Origin of the sequence: Streptococcus cristatus, from assembly GCF_003943515.1 — a bacterium.
Lineage (GTDB): Bacteria > Bacillota > Bacilli > Lactobacillales > Streptococcaceae > Streptococcus > Streptococcus cristatus_D.
The window spans coordinates 17,524-39,785 of sequence record NZ_RJPT01000001.1; the positions used below are offsets into that span (position 1 = coordinate 17,524).

General features: G+C 38.4%; 21 protein-coding genes and 3 tRNA genes. 14 read left to right on the plus strand and 10 right to left on the minus strand.

Annotation, left to right across the window (positions count from 1 at the left end):
• Positions 1-134 precede the first annotated feature (134 nt).
• The 9 genes from rlmH (at position 135) to sdaAA (ending at position 5,044) form a co-directional block, all read left to right on the plus strand.
• Positions 135-614 carry a 23S rRNA (pseudouridine(1915)-N(3))-methyltransferase RlmH gene (gene rlmH, locus D8791_RS00090; RefSeq protein ID WP_125445849.1) on the plus strand — a complete coding sequence of 160 codons (480 nt, stop codon included), beginning with the start codon at positions 135-137 and terminating at the stop codon, positions 612-614.
• 43 nt (positions 615-657) lie between these two features.
• A tRNA-Arg gene (locus D8791_RS00095) sits at positions 658-731 on the plus strand.
• Between the two features lie 177 nt (positions 732-908).
• A complete protein-coding gene (locus D8791_RS00100) occupies positions 909-1,037 on the plus strand; it encodes a bacteriocin (protein ID WP_005591382.1) in 129 nt (42 codons plus the stop codon).
• A 22-nt stretch (positions 1,038-1,059) separates the two neighbouring features.
• On the plus strand, positions 1,060-2,406 hold the full coding sequence (locus tag D8791_RS00105) for a sensor histidine kinase (protein ID WP_374756243.1): 1,347 nt from the start codon (positions 1,060-1,062) through the stop codon (positions 2,404-2,406).
• Positions 2,403-3,146: a competence system response regulator transcription factor ComE gene (comE, locus tag D8791_RS00110; protein WP_061909940.1), complete on the plus strand. Its 744-nt coding sequence runs from the start codon at positions 2,403-2,405 to the stop codon at positions 3,144-3,146. Before D8791_RS00105 ends, comE begins: the two co-directional genes overlap by 4 nt.
• Positions 3,147-3,208: 62 nt before the next feature.
• Positions 3,209-3,280, plus strand: a tRNA-Glu gene (locus tag D8791_RS00115).
• A gap of 5 nt (positions 3,281-3,285) precedes the next feature.
• Positions 3,286-3,359: transfer RNA gene (locus D8791_RS00120), tRNA-Asn, on the plus strand.
• A 132-nt stretch (positions 3,360-3,491) separates the two neighbouring features.
• Positions 3,492-4,163: an L-serine ammonia-lyase, iron-sulfur-dependent subunit beta gene (gene sdaAB, locus D8791_RS00125; protein ID WP_061909938.1), complete on the plus strand. Its 672-nt coding sequence runs from the start codon at positions 3,492-3,494 to the stop codon at positions 4,161-4,163.
• Between the two features lie 8 nt (positions 4,164-4,171).
• A complete protein-coding gene (gene sdaAA / locus D8791_RS00130) occupies positions 4,172-5,044 on the plus strand; it encodes an L-serine ammonia-lyase, iron-sulfur-dependent, subunit alpha (protein WP_125445850.1) in 873 nt (290 codons plus the stop codon).
• 56 nt (positions 5,045-5,100) lie between these two features.
• On the opposite strand, the gene D8791_RS10550 is transcribed toward sdaAA, so the two are convergent.
• The 8 genes from D8791_RS10550 to yfmF all read right to left on the minus strand — a co-directional run bounded on the left by D8791_RS10550 (position 5,101) and on the right by yfmF (position 12,353).
• Entirely contained in the window at positions 5,101-5,760 is a 660-nt protein-coding gene (locus D8791_RS10550) for a LysM peptidoglycan-binding domain-containing protein (RefSeq protein WP_005591387.1), read from the minus strand.
• Between the two features lie 186 nt (positions 5,761-5,946).
• Positions 5,947-6,741, minus strand: a complete 795-nt coding sequence (locus tag D8791_RS00140) for an energy-coupling factor transporter transmembrane component T family protein (RefSeq protein ID WP_125445851.1) — start codon at positions 6,739-6,741, stop codon at positions 5,947-5,949.
• A complete protein-coding gene (locus D8791_RS00145; protein WP_125445852.1) occupies positions 6,734-7,573 on the minus strand; it encodes an energy-coupling factor transporter ATPase in 840 nt (279 codons plus the stop codon). Before D8791_RS00145 ends, D8791_RS00140 begins: the two co-directional genes overlap by 8 nt.
• Positions 7,558-8,385: an energy-coupling factor ABC transporter ATP-binding protein gene (locus tag D8791_RS00150; RefSeq protein ID WP_185760517.1), complete on the minus strand. Its 828-nt coding sequence runs from the start codon at positions 8,383-8,385 to the stop codon at positions 7,558-7,560. The genes D8791_RS00145 and D8791_RS00150 overlap by 16 nt, the downstream gene beginning before the upstream one ends.
• Before the next feature lies 1 nt (position 8,386).
• Positions 8,387-8,926: a CDP-diacylglycerol--glycerol-3-phosphate 3-phosphatidyltransferase gene (pgsA, locus tag D8791_RS00155; RefSeq protein WP_125445854.1), complete on the minus strand. Its 540-nt coding sequence runs from the start codon at positions 8,924-8,926 to the stop codon at positions 8,387-8,389.
• Between the two features lie 10 nt (positions 8,927-8,936).
• Positions 8,937-9,752, minus strand: a complete 816-nt coding sequence (rodZ, locus tag D8791_RS00160) for a cytoskeleton protein RodZ (RefSeq protein WP_125445855.1) — start codon at positions 9,750-9,752, stop codon at positions 8,937-8,939.
• Positions 9,753-9,810: 58 nt separating this feature from the next.
• Complete coding sequence (gene yfmH, locus D8791_RS00165; RefSeq protein ID WP_125445856.1) at positions 9,811-11,106, minus strand: EF-P 5-aminopentanol modification-associated protein YfmH; 1,296 nt, start codon at positions 11,104-11,106, stop codon at positions 9,811-9,813.
• The gene (gene yfmF, locus D8791_RS00170) at positions 11,106-12,353 is read right to left on the minus strand and encodes an EF-P 5-aminopentanol modification-associated protein YfmF (RefSeq protein ID WP_312023722.1); all 1,248 of its coding nucleotides are present in this window, start codon (positions 12,351-12,353) and stop codon (positions 11,106-11,108) included. Before yfmF ends, yfmH begins: the two co-directional genes overlap by 1 nt.
• 189 nt (positions 12,354-12,542) lie before the next feature.
• On the opposite strand from yfmF, the gene yaaA reads away from it, so the two are divergent.
• The gene (gene yaaA, locus D8791_RS00175) at positions 12,543-12,932 is read left to right on the plus strand and encodes a S4 domain-containing protein YaaA (RefSeq protein WP_125445858.1); all 390 of its coding nucleotides are present in this window, start codon (positions 12,543-12,545) and stop codon (positions 12,930-12,932) included.
• Positions 12,933-12,935: 3 nt separating this feature from the next.
• Positions 12,936-14,048, plus strand: coding sequence for a DNA replication/repair protein RecF (gene recF / locus D8791_RS00180; RefSeq protein ID WP_125445859.1), 1,113 nt, complete (start codon positions 12,936-12,938; stop codon positions 14,046-14,048).
• Between the two features lie 88 nt (positions 14,049-14,136).
• On the opposite strand, the gene guaB is transcribed toward recF, so the two are convergent.
• Together guaB and trpS are read right to left on the minus strand one after the other, a co-directional pair.
• Positions 14,137-15,618, minus strand: coding sequence for an IMP dehydrogenase (gene guaB / locus D8791_RS00185; protein WP_125445860.1), 1,482 nt, complete (start codon positions 15,616-15,618; stop codon positions 14,137-14,139).
• A 165-nt stretch (positions 15,619-15,783) separates the two neighbouring features.
• Positions 15,784-16,809, minus strand: a complete 1,026-nt coding sequence (gene trpS / locus D8791_RS00190) for a tryptophan--tRNA ligase (RefSeq protein ID WP_125445861.1) — start codon at positions 16,807-16,809, stop codon at positions 15,784-15,786.
• Between the two features lie 239 nt (positions 16,810-17,048).
• Here trpS and D8791_RS00195 point away from each other — a divergent pair, with 239 nt between their 5' ends.
• From D8791_RS00195 to apf, 3 genes are all read left to right on the plus strand, one after another.
• On the plus strand, positions 17,049-18,671 hold the full coding sequence (locus tag D8791_RS00195; RefSeq protein ID WP_125445862.1) for an ATP-binding cassette domain-containing protein: 1,623 nt from the start codon (positions 17,049-17,051) through the stop codon (positions 18,669-18,671).
• A 75-nt stretch (positions 18,672-18,746) separates the two neighbouring features.
• Entirely contained in the window at positions 18,747-21,341 is a 2,595-nt protein-coding gene (locus D8791_RS00200) for a YfhO family protein (protein ID WP_125445863.1), read from the plus strand.
• A gap of 145 nt (positions 21,342-21,486) precedes the next feature.
• Positions 21,487-22,023, plus strand: a complete 537-nt coding sequence (apf, locus tag D8791_RS00205; RefSeq protein WP_125445864.1) for an aggregation-promoting factor — start codon at positions 21,487-21,489, stop codon at positions 22,021-22,023.
• Positions 22,024-22,262: the final 239 nt, after the last annotated feature.

Consider the following 22,262-nt stretch of genomic DNA (forward strand, 5'->3'; position numbering starts at 1 on the left):
AGTTTTCCACAAGTTGTGGAAAACTTATAAAAAATGTTGATAGAGGTTAGAAAATACATAGATTCAACAAGTTTTCCATAAAAAACTGATGTGAATAAAGTGTGAAATCCATGTGGATATGATAGAATGGAAATATGAAAATAAAGCTTGTAACCGTTGGAAAATTAAAAGAAAAGTATCTTAAGGATGGAATTGCTGAATATGCTAAACGCCTGAGTCGATTTTCTAAGTTAGAAATTGTAGAATTAGCAGACGAAAAAACACCAGATAAGGCCAGTGAGCTAGAAAATCAGCAAATCCTCGAAAAAGAGGGAAATCGGATCTTAGCAAAAGTCTCTGAACGAGAATTCGTGGTTGCTCTAGCTATTGAAGGAAAACAATTTCCCTCAGAAGAGTTTAGTTCTATCTTGAGTGACATCACAGTCCGTGGCTTTTCCGACATTACTTTTGTGATTGGCGGCAGCTTGGGTTTATCTCCTGCTGTCAAAAAGAGAGCCAATCTACTGATGAGTTTTGGAAAATTGACCCTGCCTCATCAATTGATGCGCCTCGTTTTGGTAGAGCAGATTTACCGTGCTTTCATGATTCAACAGGGGAGTCCCTACCATAAGTAAATCTTGACGATAATAGATTTTTCTGATAGAATGAAAAGGTATCGGTCTCATAGCTCAGCTGGATAGAGCATTCGCCTTCTAAGCGAACGGTCGCAGGTTCGAATCCTGCTGGGATCATAATATACACTATTCAGACACGAAAAATTTCGTGTTTTTTTATTATATTTTTTGAGAAAACGACATTTCAGGAATAAAAAATGACATTTCAGGGAAAGATGACAGATTATTTGAAATTTTATTTATAATAGATCTTGTAAGGTAACACTTACGAAAAAATGTTTAGGAGAATCTAATATGAAAAATACTCAGAAAAACTTTAAAACAATCGCTCAATTCCCAGTCTTGAATGAAAAAGAACTTAAAGAAGTTCTTGGAGGAGATTTAAGAAATATCTTCTTAAAAATTAAATTTAAGAAAAAATAACATTGATAACTGAGGAGATGGAATGATGTTTGAATTATTTTTTTGGATATTGCAAGCCGCCATTGAAGTATATTTCACTATTGTTATATATGAAAAGATCAATAAAGTAAAATCTAGTTTTTACTTTACTTTTCTGTGTGCTATAGTCTTAATTTTATTACCATTACTCATATTAAATTTAGAATCTATATTTTCTTTGTCAAGGCATGTTCTGTATTTTATTTTACTACTGATTTATCCTCTTTTTTTCTACAGGTATTTTTATAAAAAAGAGAAGTTATCAACTCTTTTCTCTATATTTCTATCTCTTCTCCTTTATTTAACAGTCCAGGCTTCTACTACCTTTTTTTCCGTCATTATTTCCTCAATTACAGGGGATTCATTTGTAAAAGATAATTGGGCTGTCTTTTATATCATGATAAACAGTATCTCTGTTCTATTTATGCTTAAGTTTATCGACTACTTACCATTTTACGCATGTGATTTTAAAGAGGAGGTCTTTAAAAAGACAATTAAGAGAATTAATATTTTTTATGTTATAGATATTTTCATTTTAAATGTTTCTCATTGGTTAAGTGAAGACGATCATTTTAATAGTTTTAGCAGTATGCTAGCGACTATTTGTTTCTTGATCTTTATGACGACTCTTTTCTATTTGAAGGCGATTCGGGAAAAGTATGAAAAAGAAGAGGAGATTCGACAAAGAGAATTGGAACAGTTGCAGCTGCAGCAGTATACAGATGAAATTGTTTCTCTCTATAATGAAATTCGTGGTTTCCGTCATGATTATGCTGGCATGCTGACCAGCTTTCAGACGGCCATCAATACTCAAGATATCAAGGAAATTGAAAAAATATATCAAGAAGTTTTAGTTGATGCAAATTTAAAATTACGCTCGGATAAATACACTTATTTTGATTTGAACAATGTTGGTGACTCAGCTCTCCGAAGCGTTATGACGGAGACTTTATTCAAAGCGCGTGAGCACCAGATTGATTTGACATTCGAAGTCAAAGATCCTGTTGAGAAATTACCGATTAAGCTATTAGATGTGGTAAGAATGGCTAGTATATTGCTAAACAATGCTGTTGAAGGCGCAATCGAAAGCTATGAAAAAATGATTCATGTGACTTTAGTTCAACTCGATACGGAAATCATTTTTGTTGTAAAAAATTCCCGCAAGCAAAGAAAATTAGATTTAGAAGAAATTTATGAACCAGAGTTCTCAACGAAAGGTTATCGAAGAGGCCTAGGTTTAAATAATCTGAAAGAAATTTTAGAGAATTATGAATACATCATGCTAGATACAGAAATAAGTAAGTATGATTTCACCCAAGTATTAACAATTAAAAGAAGGAATAGTTTATGAGAATCTTAGCATTAGAAGATACCTTAGCCCACCAACTCCGCATGGAAAAAACTTTAGCAGAGATTGCTGAAGAAATGGGTCTCGATATCCAGGTCAAAATCACAGGAAAAATTCAGGAATTTAAGGACTACGTCGAAAATGAAGATGTCAATCAGATTTATTTTCTGGATATAGATATTAAAGGGGAAGAGACCAAAGGACTGGAGGTCGCTCGTTTTATTCGTCATCATAATCCATATGCTATTATTGTCTTTGTAACTTCAAAATCAGAGTTTGCGACCATGACTTTCAAATACAAGGTATCAGCTCTTGATTTTATTGACAAGGATATTAACGATGATTCGTTTAAAAAACGTATCAAAGATTGTATCATTTATACGAAAAACACCTTAATTACAAACACCAATATGGTTGACTACTTTGAATACAGCTATCGAGGCAATGATGTGCGCGTGCCATTTAATGATATTTTGTATATCGAAACCTCAAGTTCCTCTCATAAGTTACGGATGGTCGGAAAAAACTTTATAAAAGAATTTTATGGAACGATTGCCAGTGTTCAAGAGCAGGATGAGAAAACCCAACGTTTCTTTGCTTCCCATAAATCTTTCTTAGTCAATATCGATAATATCTGCGATTATGATAAGAAAACAAAGGAAATTATATTTTATGAAGGCCGCCGTTGCCCTGTTTCTAGGCTAAGAACAAAACATTTAAAAGAAATTTTAAAAAATAAATAAAAAACTGTTGACAAAGATTCAAAACCTGATATAATAGAATATGTTCTGAAAAGAACATAGATGGTCCGTTGGTCAAGGGGTTAAGACACCGCCTTTTCACGGCGGTAACACGGGTTCGAATCCCGTACGGACTATACTATCCGCCATAGCTCAGTTGGTAGTAGCGCATGACTGTTAATCATGATGTCGTAGGTTCGAGTCCTACTGGCGGAGTAAAAGAGTTTCAGGTATGCGAATTACCAATAATGAAGAGAGGACAATTGTCCTCTTTTTTTGTATGATATCAGGCAGGAATTTGATAAGTTTGATATAATAATTTTAGAAAATATGTTCAAGAGGTTTCTTATGAAATCATTAAAATTTCAGTCTGTTTTTGACATTATCGGGCCTGTCATGATTGGTCCTTCCAGCAGTCATACTGCAGGGGCTGTGCGTATCGGTAAGATCGTATCCTCTATTTTTGATGATACACCAACCGAGGTTGAATTCCAGCTTTTTAATTCCTTTGCAAAGACTTATCGCGGGCATGGAACAGATTTGGCTCTGGTAGCAGGTATTTTAGGAATGGATACGGATGATCCTGAAATTCCTAACAGCCTTGAAATTGCCCATAAACGCGGTATCAAGATTGTCTGGACTATTCAGAAAGATAGCAATGCTCCTCATCCAAATACGACAAAAATCACGGTTAAAAACGCCCATAAAAGCATCAGTGTAACGGGTGTGTCTATCGGTGGTGGAAATATTCAGGTGACCGAGTTAAATGGCTTCTCAGTCTCTCTCAGCATGAATACTCCAACCATTATCATCGTCCACCAAGATGTTCCAGGTATGATTGCCCATGTAACGGAGGCTCTATCACGCTACAATATCAATATTGCTCAAATGACGGTGACTAGAGAAAAAGCGGGCGAGAAAGCGATTATGATCATTGAGGTGGATAGTCGTAGTTGCGAAGAGGCTATCGAAGAGATTCGGAAAATCCCCTATCTCCATAATGTCAATTTCTTTAAATAGGAGAAGAGATGTTTTATTCAATAAAAGAATTAGTTGAGCAGGCTGATTTAGATTTTAATGGCAATGTTGCTGAATTAATGATTGCGACCGAATATGAATTGACGGGTCGGGAAAGAGACGAAGTTTTACATCTGATGAGTCGAAATCTTGAGGTGATGAAAGCCTCAGTCCTTCTTGGGCTTGACGAGAGCAAGTCTCGCAGCGGATTGACCGGTGGAGACGCAGCCAAGCTACACTATTATATCCAGTCGGGGAAGGCCTTGTCAGATTATACTGTGCTGACTGCTGCAAAAAATGCCATTGCTGTCAATGAACACAACGCTAAAATGGGCTTGGTTTGTGCTACACCAACAGCAGGTAGCGCTGGCTGTCTGCCAGCAGTCCTTACATCAGCGATTGAAAAATTAGATTTGACAGAGGAACAGCAATTAGAATTTTTGCTGGCTGCTGGCGCTTTTGGCTTGGTTATTGCCAATAACGCTTCTATTTCCGGCGCAGAAGGGGGCTGTCAAGCTGAGGTGGGCTCCGCTTCTGCTATGAGCGCAGCTGCCCTGGTTTTGGCTGCTGGTGGCTCTGCTTTTCAGGCGAGTCAAGCTATCTGTTTTGTCATTAAAAATATGCTGGGATTGATCTGTGACCCAGTAGCTGGTTTGGTAGAAGTTCCTTGTGTCAAAAGAAATGCTATGGGAGCCAGCTATGCCTTCATCGCAGCGGACATGGCTCTGGCCGGAATCGAGTCCAAAATCCCTGTTGACGAAGTCATTGATGCCATGTACCAGGTCGGCTCTAGCCTGCCTACTGCCTTCAGGGAAACAGCTGAAGGAGGGCTAGCTACAACTCCTACAGGCCGCAGACTTTCAAAAGAAATTTTTGGAGAATAAATAGTATCTTTGAGTAAGAAAAAATGACTAAAGATTTTTAGTCATTTTTTCTTATTTTAGTAAGCCCAAGCAGATAGTCCTTGTGCACTGTAAGCACGGTAAGCTGCTTGAATTTGATCTTCAACAGTTGCAGTAGATCCCCAACCTGGCATTGTTTGGAAAAGACCACTTGCTCCTGATGGGTTGTAAGCATCGACTTGTCCGTTAGATTCACGAGCAATAATATTTTCCCATGTAGATGCAGACACTCCTGTCATTTCAGCCATACGAGCAGCTGCGTAAGAACCTACAGCACCTGGAGTATTACCATTTGCGAGTACGACATCTGATGAATAGGCAGAGTAGTCTGAAGTTGCAGTAACTGCAGGAGTTTCTGTCGTTACTGGAGTTTCCGTAGCTACTGGGGCAGCTGGAGTTACTGGAGCTGGGACTGCTGGTGTCGCTGGTGAGACAGCAGGTGCTGATGTTGTTTGTTTTGCAACATCTTTCAAATCACCCAATTCCAAAACTTGTCCAGTCATGATAAAATCTGGATTTGAAATTTTGTTTAATTCTACCAAACGTTCAACAGTTGTTTTTTTACTTTCAGCGATTTCTGATAGGGTATCTCCAGCTTTTACTGTATAAGATTCAGCACTAGCAACAATAGTTGATGCAAATAGTGTTGCTGTAGCAATCGTTCCTGCTAGAGTCAATTTTTTCACTTTCATACTCATTTTAAAAGTTTTCTCCTTTAGTTATAATACTATCATACACATTAAATATTACTAAAAGATTACATTTTAAGTGCGAATATTACAAAAATATTGAGATTTACACATAAAAATATTATTTTAAAAGGATTTTTAGTGTATTTCATTAGATCTCTAACAAAAATATTGCTATCAAACTTATACTATTCTTTATTTTTTTAAGATAAAGAGCAAGATACCGATCAGGAAAATAGAGAGAATAGCCAGATTGTCAATCATTTTCCAAGAAAGTTGTCGATAGCGGCTTCTTCCTTCACCACCACTATAGCCACGCGCTTCCATTGCGATAGCTAAGGCGTCTGCCCGTTTGAAACTAGAAGCAAATAAGGGAATTAAGATTGGAATGATTGATTTGACCTTTTGAACAATCGTTCCTTCGCCAAAATCAACTCCTCGAGCCCTCTGAGCGTTCATAATTCTCGTAGTGTCATCCATTAAAGTTGGTACGAAACGCAGGCTCATAGAAAGCATGAGGCCAATTTCATGCGTAGGAACTTTAAAGACTTTGAGTGGCTTTAGTAGAGCTTCTACTGCATCTGAAAGGCTGAGTGGTGTTGTGGTTAAGGTCAACAGAGTTGAAAAGAAGATAATCAAAACAAAACGACTAAAGATAATCCCCGCTTGAGAAAGACCAAATTCCGTAATTTTAATGAAACCAAATTGGAAAAGTACCTTGCCTCCCCCCGTCAGAAAGAGCTGGAAGAGGGTGGTAAAGGAAATAATGAAAACCATTGATTGAATTCCCTTTAGGAAGAATGTCAAAGGAACTTTTGAGAGAAAAATCAGAGTAAAAACGAAAACAAATAGCAGCAAATTAGTGATGAGATTGTTGGCCCAGAAAATTAATAAGATAAAGAAGAACATGGCCACTAATTTACTGCGCGGATCCAATCGATGGATGACCGAATTTCCTGGGATGTACCGTCCTAAAATCAATTTATCCATGTATCATCTCCTTAAATTCCTCAATGGTAATTGGATAATGAGAAAATTTCATTCCTTTTTCAGCTAATTCTTGGGCAAATTTCGTGATTTTCGGAACTCCTAGCTGAATCTTTTCCATAAAATCGATATCTTGAAAAACCTGAGCAGGCTGACCGTTTTTGACGACGAGCCCCTTTTCCAACACATAGACTGTATCGGCAAAATTCGCTACATCATCCATTAAATGGGTTACAAGAACAATGGTCATTCCAGATTGATGCAGTTTCTTAAAGAGTTCCATCAATTCTTTGCGTCCTGCTGGGTCAAGTCCGGCAGTTGGTTCATCTAAAACCAAGATATCAGGCTCCATTGCTAGGATTCCGGCAATGGCAACCCTTCTCATCTGCCCGCCAGAAAGTTCAAAAGGACTGCGGTCAAATAGTTCTTCAGAAATGCCGACAAGGCTTAATTTTTCACGCGCTAAAGCCTCGGCTTCTTCTTTAGAGACATCAAAATTTTGCGGACCAAAGGCCACGTCTTTCAAAACAGTCTCATCAAAAACCTGACTTTCAGCAAATTGAAACACTAAACCAACCTGTTTACGAACTTGTTTAATGTCCTTGTTGACGGAATTTGAAGTAATGGTGACCTGATTGACTTTCACGCTGCCCTCACTAGGAGTCAGCAAGCCATTCAAGAGTTGTAAAATGGTTGATTTTCCGCTACCAGTATGCCCAATCAAAGCAGTATAGCTACCATCTTTGATTTCCAAATCAACTTCAAAAAGCGCTGGACCCTCAAATGGAGTTCCAGCCTGATAGGTATAACTGACTTTATTTAGAATAATTCCCATAATTGTTCCTGCAATTCTTTTTCAGTTAAATAGGTTTCTGGCAGAGTTAGCCCAGTTTGAATCATGGCAGCTTTGACCTGGTTGACAAAGGGTTGATCCAAGCCCAAGTCTTCCAAATCAGGTCTGGAAAAGAGTTCTCTTGGTGTAGCGGTTGACTCAACTTGACCATTTTTCATAACGAGGACACGGTCACTCAGCGAAATCTCGTCCAAATCGTGAGTAATGGAGATGACTGTTAAATGATTCTTATCTTTAATTTCCTTGACAGTCCGAATCAGTTCCAGTCGCCCTTCAGGGTCTAACATACTGGTTGCTTCATCCAAGATGATAATATCTGGCTGGAGCGCGACTACGCCAGCAATAGCGACTCTTTGCTTCTGTCCGCCAGAAAGTCGAGCAGGTTCCCTCTCTTTAAAATTCTGCATGCCGACTAGCTCCAGAGCCTCATGGACGCGTTTCACCATCATGGGATAATCCATGCCTTGATTTTCCAGACCAAATGCAACGTCATCCTCAACAGTCGCCCCAACAAACTGATTATCAGGGTTCTGAAAGACCATGCCGATTTGGCGACGTTTTTCCCAAACATTATCAGCCGTCAATTTATCTCCAGAAATTATGATATCGCCACTCTCGGCTTCTAAAAGACCGTCAATCAAACGAACCGTAGTCGATTTTCCGCTGCCATTGTGGCCGACAATAGATAACCATTCTCCTTGTTTCACGTGAAACGAGACATCTTTTAAAATATAATCTTCAGACTTATGGTCATAGCGATAACTAAGATTTTTTACTTCAATGATATTTTCCATATTATTTAAATGTATCTTTAAAGAGATAGGCACTGCCCTTGAAATAATCATAGCCAGAATAAATAGTGAAAATCAGGGCTATGTAAAGGAGAATCTGACCGAGTAAAGTCCAATGGAGCAGAAGAAGGAGGATGGCAAACATCTGCGTGAAAGTCTTGATCTTGCCTGGCATAGCGGCCGCTAGAACTGTTCCGCCAGTTTCCACTAAAAGAAGTCTCAAACCAGTGACAGCCAGCTCTCGGCAAATGATAATAGCTACTACCCAAGCAGGAGCCATTTTCATTTCAATCAGCATGATAAAAGCGGACATAACCAGCAGTTTATCGGCCATGGGATCGGCAAATTTTCCAAAATTGGTCACGACCTGCCACTTGCGAGCCAGATAGCCATCCAGGTAGTCTGTGATGCTGGCAAGGGCGAAAATGATTCCAGCTAGGATATGCATGGCTGGCGAATGCCCAAAAGTCAAAATCAAAATAAAGATTGGAATTAAGGCAATTCTGGCAAGGGTTAAAGCGTTGGGGATATTTTCTTTTTTCATCATTCTTCCTTTATGGTTCAATTGTAAGGGTAATTACAGCACTGTCACTGGTCAAGGTAGATAGGTCTATTTTCTGACTGCCGACAGTGACAGTGACGCCTTTTACAACTCCTAAGGTAATTGTATAAGTTGTATTGGGAGAGAGTGTCACAGTTTGGCTTGATTGGGTTGGAGTAAGGGTTGTACCTGCTGCCAAGTCTGTATTTGTCACACTAATCCAGCTTGAGGTATTGCTTGCTGAGATTGTTAACTGAGTAGTTTGCGACTCACCGCGATATTTTGCAGTTAAATAGTTTCCTTCTCCAGTGACTTCCAGCTTTTCTTTTGTTGAACTAGAATCTGTAGTGGAGGTCTCAGGTGGACTTGAACGATCTTCGAGACTTGAGCTAGAGACGAGGCTGTAACTATCAGAGCTGGTAAACTGCGGAGTAGTTGTATTTGCATATTGCCAAACGTAATAGGTGACAAAAATAATGATAGACAAGGCAACTACTAGGAAATAAAAGAGCGGAAGTGAAAAGGAACGATTTTTATATTTTCTGCTTCGAAATTCTTCATTTTCAGCTAATTCAATTTCGTCATAAACGACAGTATTATCTGTGTCGTAAGCCTCTAAAAGAATTGTCTCGTCTAAATCCAAGGCCCAAGCGTATTTTCGTAGCAGGCTACGGACGTAAAAGGTATTAGGAAATTTTTTGTATTGATTGTTTTCAAGAGCCTTTAGGTAGTCAGTTTTTATATCTGTTTTTTTGGCTGCATCTGCTAAAGTAAGTTTTTGATTTACTCGAGCAAGTCTGAGTACCTCTCCTATCGTTTTTTTTCTCATAGGGATAGTCCTTTTCTCTTAGACATTATTCTAACAAAATTTTGAAATAAACTCGGAACTATTTTGGGAAAATAGTAAAATCTGTCATATCACACTGGTCAATAAAGCGACATCCGACTTTTAAGACGTCATTTAGAGTGATATCCTGTAAAATTTTAGGTAAATCAAAAAGATTTTCACCTTTTAAATGCGGTTCATACTGAGTTGCCATGTATTCAAGAGAATTCAGACCATGCAGAAGATCTCCAAACATTTCACTTTTAATCGTGTCTAGATGTGTTTCTGTGACATCTGGATCCTGAGCAAACTTCCGGATGGCTGAGCGGAATTGATGAGAAATCCCTACTGGTTCCTGTGTGTCCATAGTTAGGATGACAAAGTGGAAATCCTTTTCCACCTCTACTTCAAGAGTAAGCGAATTGTCAATCTTGCCATTTTCATACAGGGTCTGGAAACGCTTGGAAGTCCAACCAAACATCATGGCAAAAAGCAATTTCAGGGCAATTTTGTAGCGATAAAGCTCCGTATCCTGTATCGCATCTTTGCCACGAATACCAATCGCTAACTTAGGACTGGCAACTTCCATCCGACTAGTAGCAGTTGGAATTACTGGCTGTAAGATGAGAGGCTCTTTTTCAATCGTTTCAGTTAATAATTTAGGAGATAAGGTCTCTTGTGTTTGTATGATGTCTTCAAAAGTGGACTCCAAGTCGAAATTTCCAATGACAAATAAAGTCATGTTGGACGGACGGTAGAAAAGCTCGAAGTTTTCTGTCAGATCTTCCACAGTAATATCCATGATTGACTCTGTCGTTCCAGCGATATCTTCTGCTAGTGGAGTTTGAGGGTAGAGATTGCTCAAAGCACCAAAGAAGAGCCGATAATCTGGATCGTCTTGGTACATTTCGATTTCTTGTTGGATAATTCCTTGCTCACGCTGAACAGATTCTTCTGAAAAATTAGCTTGGGAAACGAGTTCCTGCAACAGCTTCAGATTTTCTGCTACACAGTTTGTCGTAGAAAACAGATAGCTGGTACGTGTAAAGCTTGTAAAGGCATTACTTTCTGCGCCAAATTTAGTAAATTCTAGCAGCAAATCCTCACCGTTTTCACGCTCGAATAATTTGTGCTCCAAAAAATGCGCAATCCCTGCTGGATAATGAGAGACTTGCTTTGTTTCACGTGAAACAACCTTAGTATCAACAGAGCCAAAATGTGTTGAGATGATGCCGTAGGTTTCATTAAAATCATTTTTAGGGAGTAGGTAAACCTGCAATCCATTTGCTAGCACCGCCCGATAGATGCTTTCTCCCACGGCTATATAATTGATTTTTTCTAAACCTGGATTCTGCATTATTTCCCTTCCATAAAGTAAATCGCCTGTAATTTCAACTGCTGGGCTGCCTCTATAAGATCAGCTTTGCTGACATTTTCTAATGCTTTCAGCCAAGCCTCTAGTGACAGAAATTTTTTCCCTAGAACAGAGGACATGTAAGCACGCTCAATCAAGGTGTTTTGTCGATCCTGAGCCAGAAGGATTGAATTTTTCAGCATATTCTTGGTTTGTTCAAGTTCTTCATCTGTGAAATGTCCCCGCTTCAAATCTAGAATTTGGCGGTTGATTAAAGCGATGGTCTTTGTCCGATTTGCTCGGTCAATTCCAGCATAGATTCGCATCAAACCAGAAAAAATATCAAAACTACTAGAAATAGTGTAGGCTAGGCTCTCTTTTTCCCGAACATTGACAAAGAGTTTAGAATGAGCAAATCCTCCTAATAAGCCATTCAAAACAATTAGGGGCAGATGGCTGCGATCCCCATATTGACTGGAAAAATGGTAGGCCAGTTCAACAATCGACTGATGTACATCTCGCTGTTCCAGCTTTTCTCTAGTTATATTTGAATAGTTTTGCTGATAGCTAAGCTGTAAAGGTTGCTCTCGCTCAGAAAACTGGAATTCTTGGATTTTCTCACGAACAGCAATCTCATTGAAGTCACCGATGAAGAAAAAATCAATTTGATCCTGAGTTAGCATTTGCTGAAAAGCAGCGAAACTAGTTTCAGCCGTTTCTTTTTCTACTAGCTCGATTGTTGCCACGCGTGGAATCCGCATTTCTGGTAAATCGTAAAATAAATTATTTAACTCTCTGTGAGCATGGTAGAAATGATTCTCAATTTCAGCTTCCAAGTCTGTTAAAACATTTCTCTTTTCAATTTCAAAGGTTTTGGTATCAAAAGCCTGTCCATTTGACAGAGGAAAAAAGAGACTAGCCTTCAAAAAATCTAGTATTTCATCTGCCAACATATTTTTTCGGCTCAAGAATTGATCCCGCACGAAAGAAAGATTGATATCCAGATAATGCACTAATCCCCGTCGCGAAAGGCTTGTCGAGTAATTAGCCCCATATAAATTTGCTAATTTTTCTCGAAAGGCTTGTGATGTTGGGTAAAGAGCATTTGAAGTTTCCAGCATACTGGCTGTAAGAACCCGCCCAGCTATTGTTTTTTCAGACATAGGAGCTGAAAATCGCACTTTAATTTTATTGGTTTTAAATTTTTCTGACTGAATGAAGTGAAGATGTACTCCTTTTATGATTTCCATTGCTCTCCTCATACCGAATAATATAGACTTCTATTATAACACGAAATGCTGTTTAATGCTTTGTAAGGAACGGCATTTTTAGAGATTAAAGCGTTTTCTATTTTTCTAGTAAAACTTGTCCTTAAATGAGACTACCACGGAACAGTTTCCGCTTAAATTATGATATAATGACAAGGATTGAGGTGAAATATGGAATACAAATTATTTGACGAATTTATTACTCTACAGGCTCTCTTAAAAGAAGTTGGTATCATTCAAAGTGGCGGAGCAATCAAGTCCTTTTTAGGGGATAATCGGGTCTTTTTTAACGGTGAACTGGAAAATAGACGAGGAAAAAAACTTAGAATTGGAGATGTCGTCTTTCTTCCAGACCAAGAACTGGAGATTGTCCTCCTTGCCCCAAGTCAGGAGGAGATCCTTGAACATCAAGTGGAGCAAGCAGAGAAAAAAAGAGTGGCAGACTTGGTTAAAGCCATGAATAAGGACTTGAAAAAATCTCAACCAACCAAAAAAGAACAGAAGAAAAGAAAGCCCGAGCAGAAAAGTAAAAAAGCCCCTGTTCGTTTTCCAGGAACCTAAGCCATGTGGTTAAAAACGCTGAAAATTAAACATTTTCGTAATTACCAGTCTGCAGAGGTTGATTTTGATCCTGGCCTTAATATCTTTCTGGGACAAAATGCACAGGGGAAAACCAATATTCTAGAAGCCATCTATTTTTTAGCCCTTACTCGCAGTCACCGTACCCGAACCGATAAGGATTTAATTCATTTCCAAGAGAAAAATCTTCAAATTTCAGGAATCATTGAAAAAACAGCGGGTAAAATCCCGCTTGACATCGAGTTGACACCAAAGGGGAGAATCACCAAAATAAATCATTTAAAACAAGGGAAACTATCCGATTATATAGGGGTTGTCAACGTTGTCTTATTTGCTCCAGAAGATTTACAGCTCATTAAAGGTGCCCCTGCTCTGCGCCGAAAATTCATTGATATTGAGCTTGGGCAAATCAAGCCCATCTATCTTTCTGACTTGTCTAACTATAATCATGTACTCAAGCAAAGAAATGCCTATCTTAAGGCTAATGATAAGGTAGATGAAACCTTTCTCTCTGTCTTAGATGAACAATTGATTGATTTTGGTTGTCGTGTCATGCAACATCGCTTAGACTTTATTGAAAAGCTAGAAGGTTTTGCTCAGGAAAGTCACAGCGATATTTCTCAAGGGAAAGAAAAGTTGACAATCAAGTATTTATCCTCTGTTCCGTTTTCATGTCTCGAAGATTTGGAAGCTTCTTTTCGAGCAGCCTTATCAGAAAGTCGTAGACGAGACCTTTTCAAAAAAAATACTGGTGTTGGACCTCACCGAGATGATATCAACTTTTTTATCAATGATATGGATGCTGGATTTGGTAGCCAAGGCCAGCACCGTAGTGTTGTCCTATCTCTCAAGTTAGCTGAAATTAAATTAATCGAAAACCTTACGAAAGATACACCAATATTATTGCTTGACGATGTAATGAGCGAACTTGACAATATACGTCAATTAAAATTGCTAGAAACTATCTCTCAAAATATCCAGACCTTCATCACGACAACTAGCTTAGATCACTTACATAATCTACCAGAAGATATTAATATTTTTCAGATAAGTCAGGGTGTAATAAAGAAAAAAGAGAATGTTAACTTTACATATTAGTCAATAAATTGTAAACATATTTTACAACTTTGTAAATTAGAAAAACAACCTTGTCAATCCCTTGACAAGGTTGTTTTTCTTTATAATTCTATTGGACAGAGTAGTTTGGAGCTTCATTGGTGATTTGTACATCGTGAGGATGACTTTCTTTCAAACCAGCACCACTCATCTCAATAAATTGAGCATTTTCACGAAGTTCTTGCAGGTTAGCTGCACCGACATATCCCATACCAGAACGGATACCGCCCAACATTTGGAAAACGATATCTGCAGCCGCTCCCTTGTATGCCACACGGCCTTCAATTCCTTCTGGAACTAGCTTATTCGCTTCATTGACAGAACCTTGGAAGTAGCGATCGCTAGAGCCTTTCTTCATAGCTGCGATAGAGCCCATTCCACGGTAAGTTTTAAATTTACGTCCTTGGAAGATTTCAGTTTCACCTGGTGCTTCGTCTGTTCCAGCAAACATGGAACCAAGCATAACTGCATTTCCACCTGCAGCAAGCGCTTTGACGATATCACCTGAGTACTTGATGCCTCCATCAGCAATGATGGTTTTTCCATATTCACGCGCAACTGCAGCTGCATCGTAGATTGCTGTTACTTGTGGGACACCAACACCAGCAATGACACGAGTTGTACAGATAGATCCTGGTCCAATTCCGACTTTTACTACATCAACACCGGCATCAAAGAGGGCGCGTGCACCTTCAGCAGTTGCAATATTTCCGGCAATCAAAGTGCGATCTGGGAAGTGAGCACGAATTTCAGCAATTTTACGTAGAACGCCAGCTGAATGGCCATGGGCTGTATCAATAACAATGGCATCTGCTCCCGCTTCGAAGAGGGCTTCTGCACGCTCAAAAGTATCTGAAGTTACACCTACCGCACCAGCAACTAGCAGACGACCAAATTCATCTTTTGCTGCATTTGGAAATTCAATCACTTTTTCAATATCTTTAATGGTGATGAGGCCAGAAAGTCGACCGTTTTCATCCACTAAAGGTAGCTTTTCAATCCGGTGTTCTTGCAAGATTCTTTCAGCCGTTGTTAGATCAGTTCCGACTGGAGCTGTAACAAGATTTTCACTGGTCATGTGGTTGAAAATTGGTTGATTGTAATCTGAAATAAAGCGCAAATCGCGGTTGGTTAAGATACCGACTAATTTACGATTTTCCATCGTTTCAACCACTGGAACCCCACTAATGCGGTAGCGCCCCATCAATTCATCTGCTTCAGCAATTGTATGATTAGGAGTCAGGAAGAATGGATCGATAATGACACCATTTTCAGAACGTTTTACCTTACGAACTTCATCAGCCTGCTGTGCAATAGACATATTTTTGTGGATGACACCTAGACCGCCGGCACGGGCAATGGCGATCGCCATTTGACTTTCGGTAACTGTATCCATAGCCGCAGTAATAATTGGGATATTTAATTTTAAATTCTCAGCAAGTTTTGTACTTAAATCAGCATCATTTGGCAACACGTGACTTTCAGCTGGAATAAGCAATACGTCATCAAAGGTAAAACCTTTTTTCAAAAATTTAGTGTCCCAGTTAGACATCCACAGTTTCCTCTTTTCTTATATATTGAGCAAGGCTCGTCTTTTTATTGTTAATATCATACCATTCTATAGGCATTTGTCAATGATTATTATGCAGAAATTAAAAACCATCTCTTTTGAAGGTAAAAGACGATGGTTTTTGATATAATCTGCTATTATTGTTCGTTATTTAAAGTAATTAATTCCCATTGCATTTTTGACTTCTGACAGGGTTTGTCCAGCAACTTGTCGAGCACGATCACTGCCTTCTTTCAGCATGTCATAGACTTGTCCCATGTCTTTTGCAAACTCAAGTCGACGCTCTCTGATTGGTCCTAATTCCCGCTCTAAAATATCCAGGAGATAGCGTTTAGTTTTGACATCACCCAGACCACCACGTTGGTAGTGTTCTTTCATAGCTGTAATTTCAGCAGCATCTTCTGGTCGACCAAAAACATCCAGATAATGGAATACCATATTACCTTCGATTTTTCCTGGATCTTCAACTTTGATGTGGTCGGGATCGGTGTACATACTCATGACCTTTTTCTTGAGTGTATCCATGTCATCCGCTAGATAAATCCCATTGTTTAATGATTTTGACATTTTAGCATTACCATCAAGCCCTGGTAAACGCCCAGCTGCTTCATTTTCTGGATAAATCCCTTCAGGCTCCACCAAAACCTCACAGCTATAGGCATGATTGAAAGAACGAACAATTTCACGTGTCTGCTCAATCATTGGTTTTTGATCATTTCCGACAGGTACATAATTTGCCTTAAAGGCTGTAATGTCAGCAGCTTGAGAGATAGGATAAACCAAAAATCCAGTTGGGATACTTTCTCCAAAACCCTTCTGAGCAATTTCTGTCTTGACAGTCGGATTGCGCTCTAAACGAGCTAAAGACACCAAATTCATGTAATACATTGACAGTTCTGCCAACTCTGGAATTTGACTCTGGATGAAAATAGTTGCTTTTTGGGGATCCAGTCCAGCTGCCAGATAGTCTAAGGCTACATTGCCAATGGATTCTACAATTGTTTGTGGATCTTTTGCATGGTCTGTCAGAGCTTGTTGATCCGCCAGAAAAACAAACATCTCATACTTGTCTTGATTTTGTAAAAGGACACGGTTACGTAGACTTCCGACATAATGACCAATATGTAATTTTCCAGTCGGACGGTCTCCGGTTAAAATAATGGGTTTTGTCATTGCTTGCTCCTCAATTAGTGTTGCTCTCATTATATCATTTTCAAAGGAAATGCGGAAGAAGCTAGAAGAAAAAAGAAGAAACGCAGTTTAAAAAGCAATTACTTGACAATATGTTTACAGTATATTTACAAGATTTACGGCATATTTATCTCTTAAAATAGTTTTTTGTCCTATAATAATTTGAAAAAAGAAGAATTTTCTAGTAAAATGGAAGAGATTACATATATAGGAGAAAATTATTGCTTACAGTATCTGATGTGTCACTGCGTTTCAGTGATCGAAAATTATTTGATGAAGTAAATATTAAATTTACAGAAGGAAACACTTATGGCCTAATTGGGGCGAATGGTGCGGGTAAGTCCACCTTTTTGAAAATTTTAGCTGGAGATATTGAGCCGACGACAGGCCATATTTCTTTGGGGCCAGATGAGCGACTCTCTGTTTTGCGTCAAAATCATTTTGACTATGAGGATGAGCGGGTCATTGATGTTGTTATCATGGGGAACGAGCACCTTTATAGCATCATGAAAGAGAAAGATGCTATTTATATGAAGCCTGACTTCTCTGACGAAGATGGAGTTCGAGCAGCTGAGCTGGAAGGTGAATTTGCTGAGTTGGGTGGCTGGGAAGCTGAAAGCGAAGCGTCTCAATTGCTGCAAAACCTCAACATTCCAGAAGACTTGCACTATCAAAATATGAGTGAATTGACAAACGGCGACAAGGTCAAGGTTCTTCTTGCCAAGGCTCTTTTTGGTAAACCTGATGTCTTGCTTCTAGACGAGCCGACCAATGGTTTGGATATCCAGTCTATCACTTGGTTGGAAGATTTCTTGATTGATTTTGAGAATACAGTTATTGTCGTATCCCACGACCGTCACTTCTTAAATAAAGTTTGTACGCATATGGCTGACCTTGATTTTGGTAAGATCAAACTTTATGTCGGAAACTATGATTTCTGGAAAGAATCAAGTGAATTGGCAGCTAAGTTGCTCGCTGACCGAAATGCTAAGGCGGAAGAAAAAATCAAGCAATTGCAAGAGTTTGTGGCTCGCTTCTCTGCCAATGCTTCTAAGTCTAAACAGGCAACATCTCGTAAAAAGATGCTGGATAAGATTGAATTGGAAGAAATTGTTCCGTCAAGCCGAAAATATCCATTTATCAGCTTTAAAGCGGAACGGGAAATCGGGAATGATCTCTTGACAGTAGAAAATCTTTCTGTCAAGATTGACGGTGAGACTATTCTTGACAATATCAGCTTTATCCTGCGTCCCGGCGATAAGACAGCTTTGATTGGACAAAATGATATCCAGACAACTGCCCTGATTCGTGCCTTGATGGGAGATATTGACTATGAAGGAACTGTCAAGTGGGGCGTTACAACCAGTCGTTCTTATTTGCCAAAAGATAATTCTCGTGACTTTGCGGGCGGTGAATCTATTCTTGACTGGCTTCGTCAATTTGCTAGTAAAGAAGAAGACGATAATACCTTCCTTCGAGGTTTCTTAGGTCGGATGCTTTTCTCTGGCGATGAGGTTAACAAGTCTGTCAACGTCTTGTCAGGTGGAGAAAAAGTTCGAGTTATGTTGTCTAAACTGATGCTTCTCAAATCGAATGTTTTGGTCTTGGACGATCCAACCAATCACTTGGATTTGGAATCTATTTCTAGTCTTAATGATGGTTTGAAGAACTTTAAAGAGTCGATCATTTTTGCCAGCCATGACCATGAGTTTATTCAAACCTTGGCCAACCATATCATCGTTCTCTCAAAAAATGGTGTGATTGACCGCATTGACGAGACATATGATGAATTTTTGGAAAATCAAGAAGTTCAGGCAAAAGTCAAAGAACTTTGGAAAGATTAATAAGTTGTCAACATAAGTTGACATAAGTTTACAGAGGCATGAAACAACGTTTCGGCCTCTTTCTCTATAAGAAACATGGAAAAAATCAGATATTTTTTTAAGAAAAATTGGCTTTATTTTGCTTCCTTCATCTTACCTTTTCTCATTATGTTTTTTATTTATCTGAGTCAAGGTATTTACTGGGGTAGCGATATTTCGCCGCTTCTTGGAGACGGCTTCCATCAATATGTCGTATTTGATACGACATTGAGAAATATCCTTCATGGAACGGATAGTCTTTTTTACACATTTTCGAGTGGATTAGGGCAAAATTTTTATGCTCTCTCCAGCTATTATCTAGGAAGTTTCCTTTCTCCCTTCGTCTACTTTTTCGATTTAAAATCAATGCCGGATGCGGTCTACTTGTTTACTCTTATTAAGTTTGGCTTGATTGGCTTGACAACTTGTATCAGTATTAAAGGGATCTTTAAAAGAATTCCAGAAACACTAATCTTGATTCTGTCAACTTCCTTTGCCTTGATGAGTTTCTCAGTTAGTCAACTAGAAATAAAAACTTGGTTAGATGTATTTATACTGGTACCTCTTATCATATTTGGTTTACACAAGTTGATGAATGGACAAGGGAGATTTTTGTACTTTACAAGCTTGTCAATCCTCTTTATCCAAAATTATTATTTTGGTTATATGATGGCCCTGTTTTTAGTTCTTTGGTACCTTGTTCAGCTTTCTTGGGACTTTAAGGTCAGGATTCAGTCTCTCCCTGATTTTGCTATCGTGTCAATATTAGCAGGCCTTACTAGTCTAATTATGATTTTGCCGACTTATTTAGATCTGAGTTCACATGGTGAAACCTTGACAAAGGTTGAAGACTTGTTTACTGAAAAAAGTTGGTACTTAGATGTTTTTGCTAAAAATTTTGTAGGAAGTTTTGATACGACTAAGTATGGATCCATTCCTATGATTTATGTTGGCCTATTTCCTCTCATTTTAAGTATCTTATTTTTCACGATAAAAAGTATTAAGCTTCGAGTGAAACTGGCCTACATTTTCTTGATTGGTATTTTTATAGTGAGTTTTCGACTGCAGTATTTGGATTTGCTTTGGCAAGGAATGCATGCGCCAAATATGTTTTTACATCGCTATTCTTGGCTCTTTTGTCTTCTTGTCATTTTGATGGCTGCAGAAACGCTCAATCGTTTGGAGGAAGTTAAGTGGAGACAAGTATTCCTTAGCTTTCTGCTCATTTCTTTTGGTTTTCTAGCCACTTTGTACTATAGAAAACACTATGATTTTCTTGGTCCTGAAAATTATATTTTTACATTAGAGTTCTTCTTTGCCTATCTTTTAATCTGCTTTGCTTTTATTCGATGTCACGTTAGGCAGAGTATGTTTACACTATCTTTACTGTTTTTTGTGATTTTTGAGCTTACCTTAAACTCTTATTATCAGGTTGATGGAATTGCTAAAGAATGGGTCTTTGCAAGTCGTTCGTCCTATTCGAAAAAGATGAACGAAATTGACAGTCTTGTCAATTATAGTAAGAAAGAAAACAGAGATTTCTTTCGAACAGAGAGGCTTGATCCTCAGACTGGGAATGACAGTATGAAATTTAATTATAATGGAATTTCTCAATTCTCATCAGTCAGAAACACGCAAGCAAGCTCGACTTTAGATAAATTAGGTTTTAAATCGGCAGGAACTAATCTCAATCTCCGCTATCAAAATAATACTATTTTGATGGATAGTATCTTTGCTGTAAAGTATAATTTGTCTGAAAAAGATCCACAGAAATTTGGTTTTTCTGCAGAGAAGACTGAGCGGTCAATGACACTGTATGAAAATAATTATGCTTTGGGCTTAGCTTTCTTAACCAATGATGTTTACAAAGATGTCAAGTTCACTAATTTGACGCTTGACAATCAGACTGCCTTTTTAAATCAATTATCAGGATTGAAGCATAAATATTATGAGCGAATTTCTATAGCTGCTAATGAGGAAGAAACTGAAGGGAAAGTAACTGCAAGCATCGAAAATGACGCTCAATTAAGCTATGCTAGCCGTACTTACACAATTGATGTGCCTGCAGGTAGTCAAGTCTATGCCAACCTTTCAGATCTTGATTTTTCAAACGATAATCAAACGGATGTCAATATCACTGTAAATGGAATCACGAATCGTTACCCGACCCATAATGTTTTTACATTTTTGAATATTGGCTACTTTAATGAAGCACAGACGGTTTCTATTCAATTTTCTTTTCCAGAGAATCGAACTGTTTCTTTTAAGCAACCAGAGTTTTTCTCTGTGGATGTAAACAAATATCAGCAACTCATAAGTAAATTGAAAGAACAAGAAGTTTCTGTGACGACAAAATCTAATACGGTAACGGTTGATTATCATGCGGATAGAGATAGTTCTCTCTTCTTCACCATTCCTTATGATAAGGGCTGGACAGCTAGTGTAGATGGCAAGAAGGTACCGTTAAAACGTGCGCAGAATGGTTTTATGAAACTCGATGTGAGCAGAGGAGCAGGTAGAGTTACCTTATCATTTGTTCCAAGGGGATTAAAGGAAGGAACTGCAGCTTTCATTTTAGGAATAGTTTTATTTTTCTTCTATGATAGAGTTCGATTTAAATGGAGCAAAAAACATAGGGAGAGTTCAGTATAGCCTTTACATCCATCAAAAAACTTTAGAATATAGGTCTGTTTTTACAAGTTCTTCAATAGTCTGTAATATAATTCATCAAAGTAATAAGGTTCTGTAATACTTTTGCTTTAGGATAGATATATCACAGAAAAGGAGAATTCTAAACATGAATTTGTATTTTAAAAGTAGAATGATGCGAGCAGGCTTGCTCAGTTTGATGGCAGGAGCTGCTGTTTTGCTTCCGATTGTAGCCAATGCAGAAAGTTATACTGTCAAGTCAGGTGACACCTTGTCAGCGATTGCTGTTTCTCATCAGACGACTATTGACAAGATTGCGCAAAAAAACAAGATTAGCAATATCAATCTGATTAGTGTTGGTCAGATTTTAGAGCTGGACGATAATGTGTCTGAGCAAATGACTGTTGAAAAATCAGATAAGACTGAAGAAACAGTGGCGAGACCAAGTTCTGGCTTGAGTGCTGAGGATGCAGAAGCTAAGGAGTGGATTGCTCAAAAAGAGTCTAGCGGCAGTTATACAGCGCAAAATGGGCAATACTATGGTCGCTATCAGTTGACTATCACCTATCTAAATGGAGATTTATCACCAGAAAATCAAGAGAAGACAGCGGATGCTTATGTAGCAGGTCGCTATGGCTCATGGTCGGCTGCTAAAAATTTCTGGTTAGCAAATGGCTGGTATTAAAACTTTATTTAGAAATATGTTTAGAGGGACTGGAATTTGCATTCTAGTTCCTTTTTTATAATTATTAGTACATTTTTGTTTGGAATATGATATTTTGCATCAAGGTATTTACAATACTGTAAATTTACTTGACAACTTATAAAGCTCATCAGATTGAGCAAAGGTTATTCGTTGTTCTCCTTGCTAAATCATGCTATAATAGACCTTGCTCAAGCGACCTTCAATCGTTGAAAGCACAG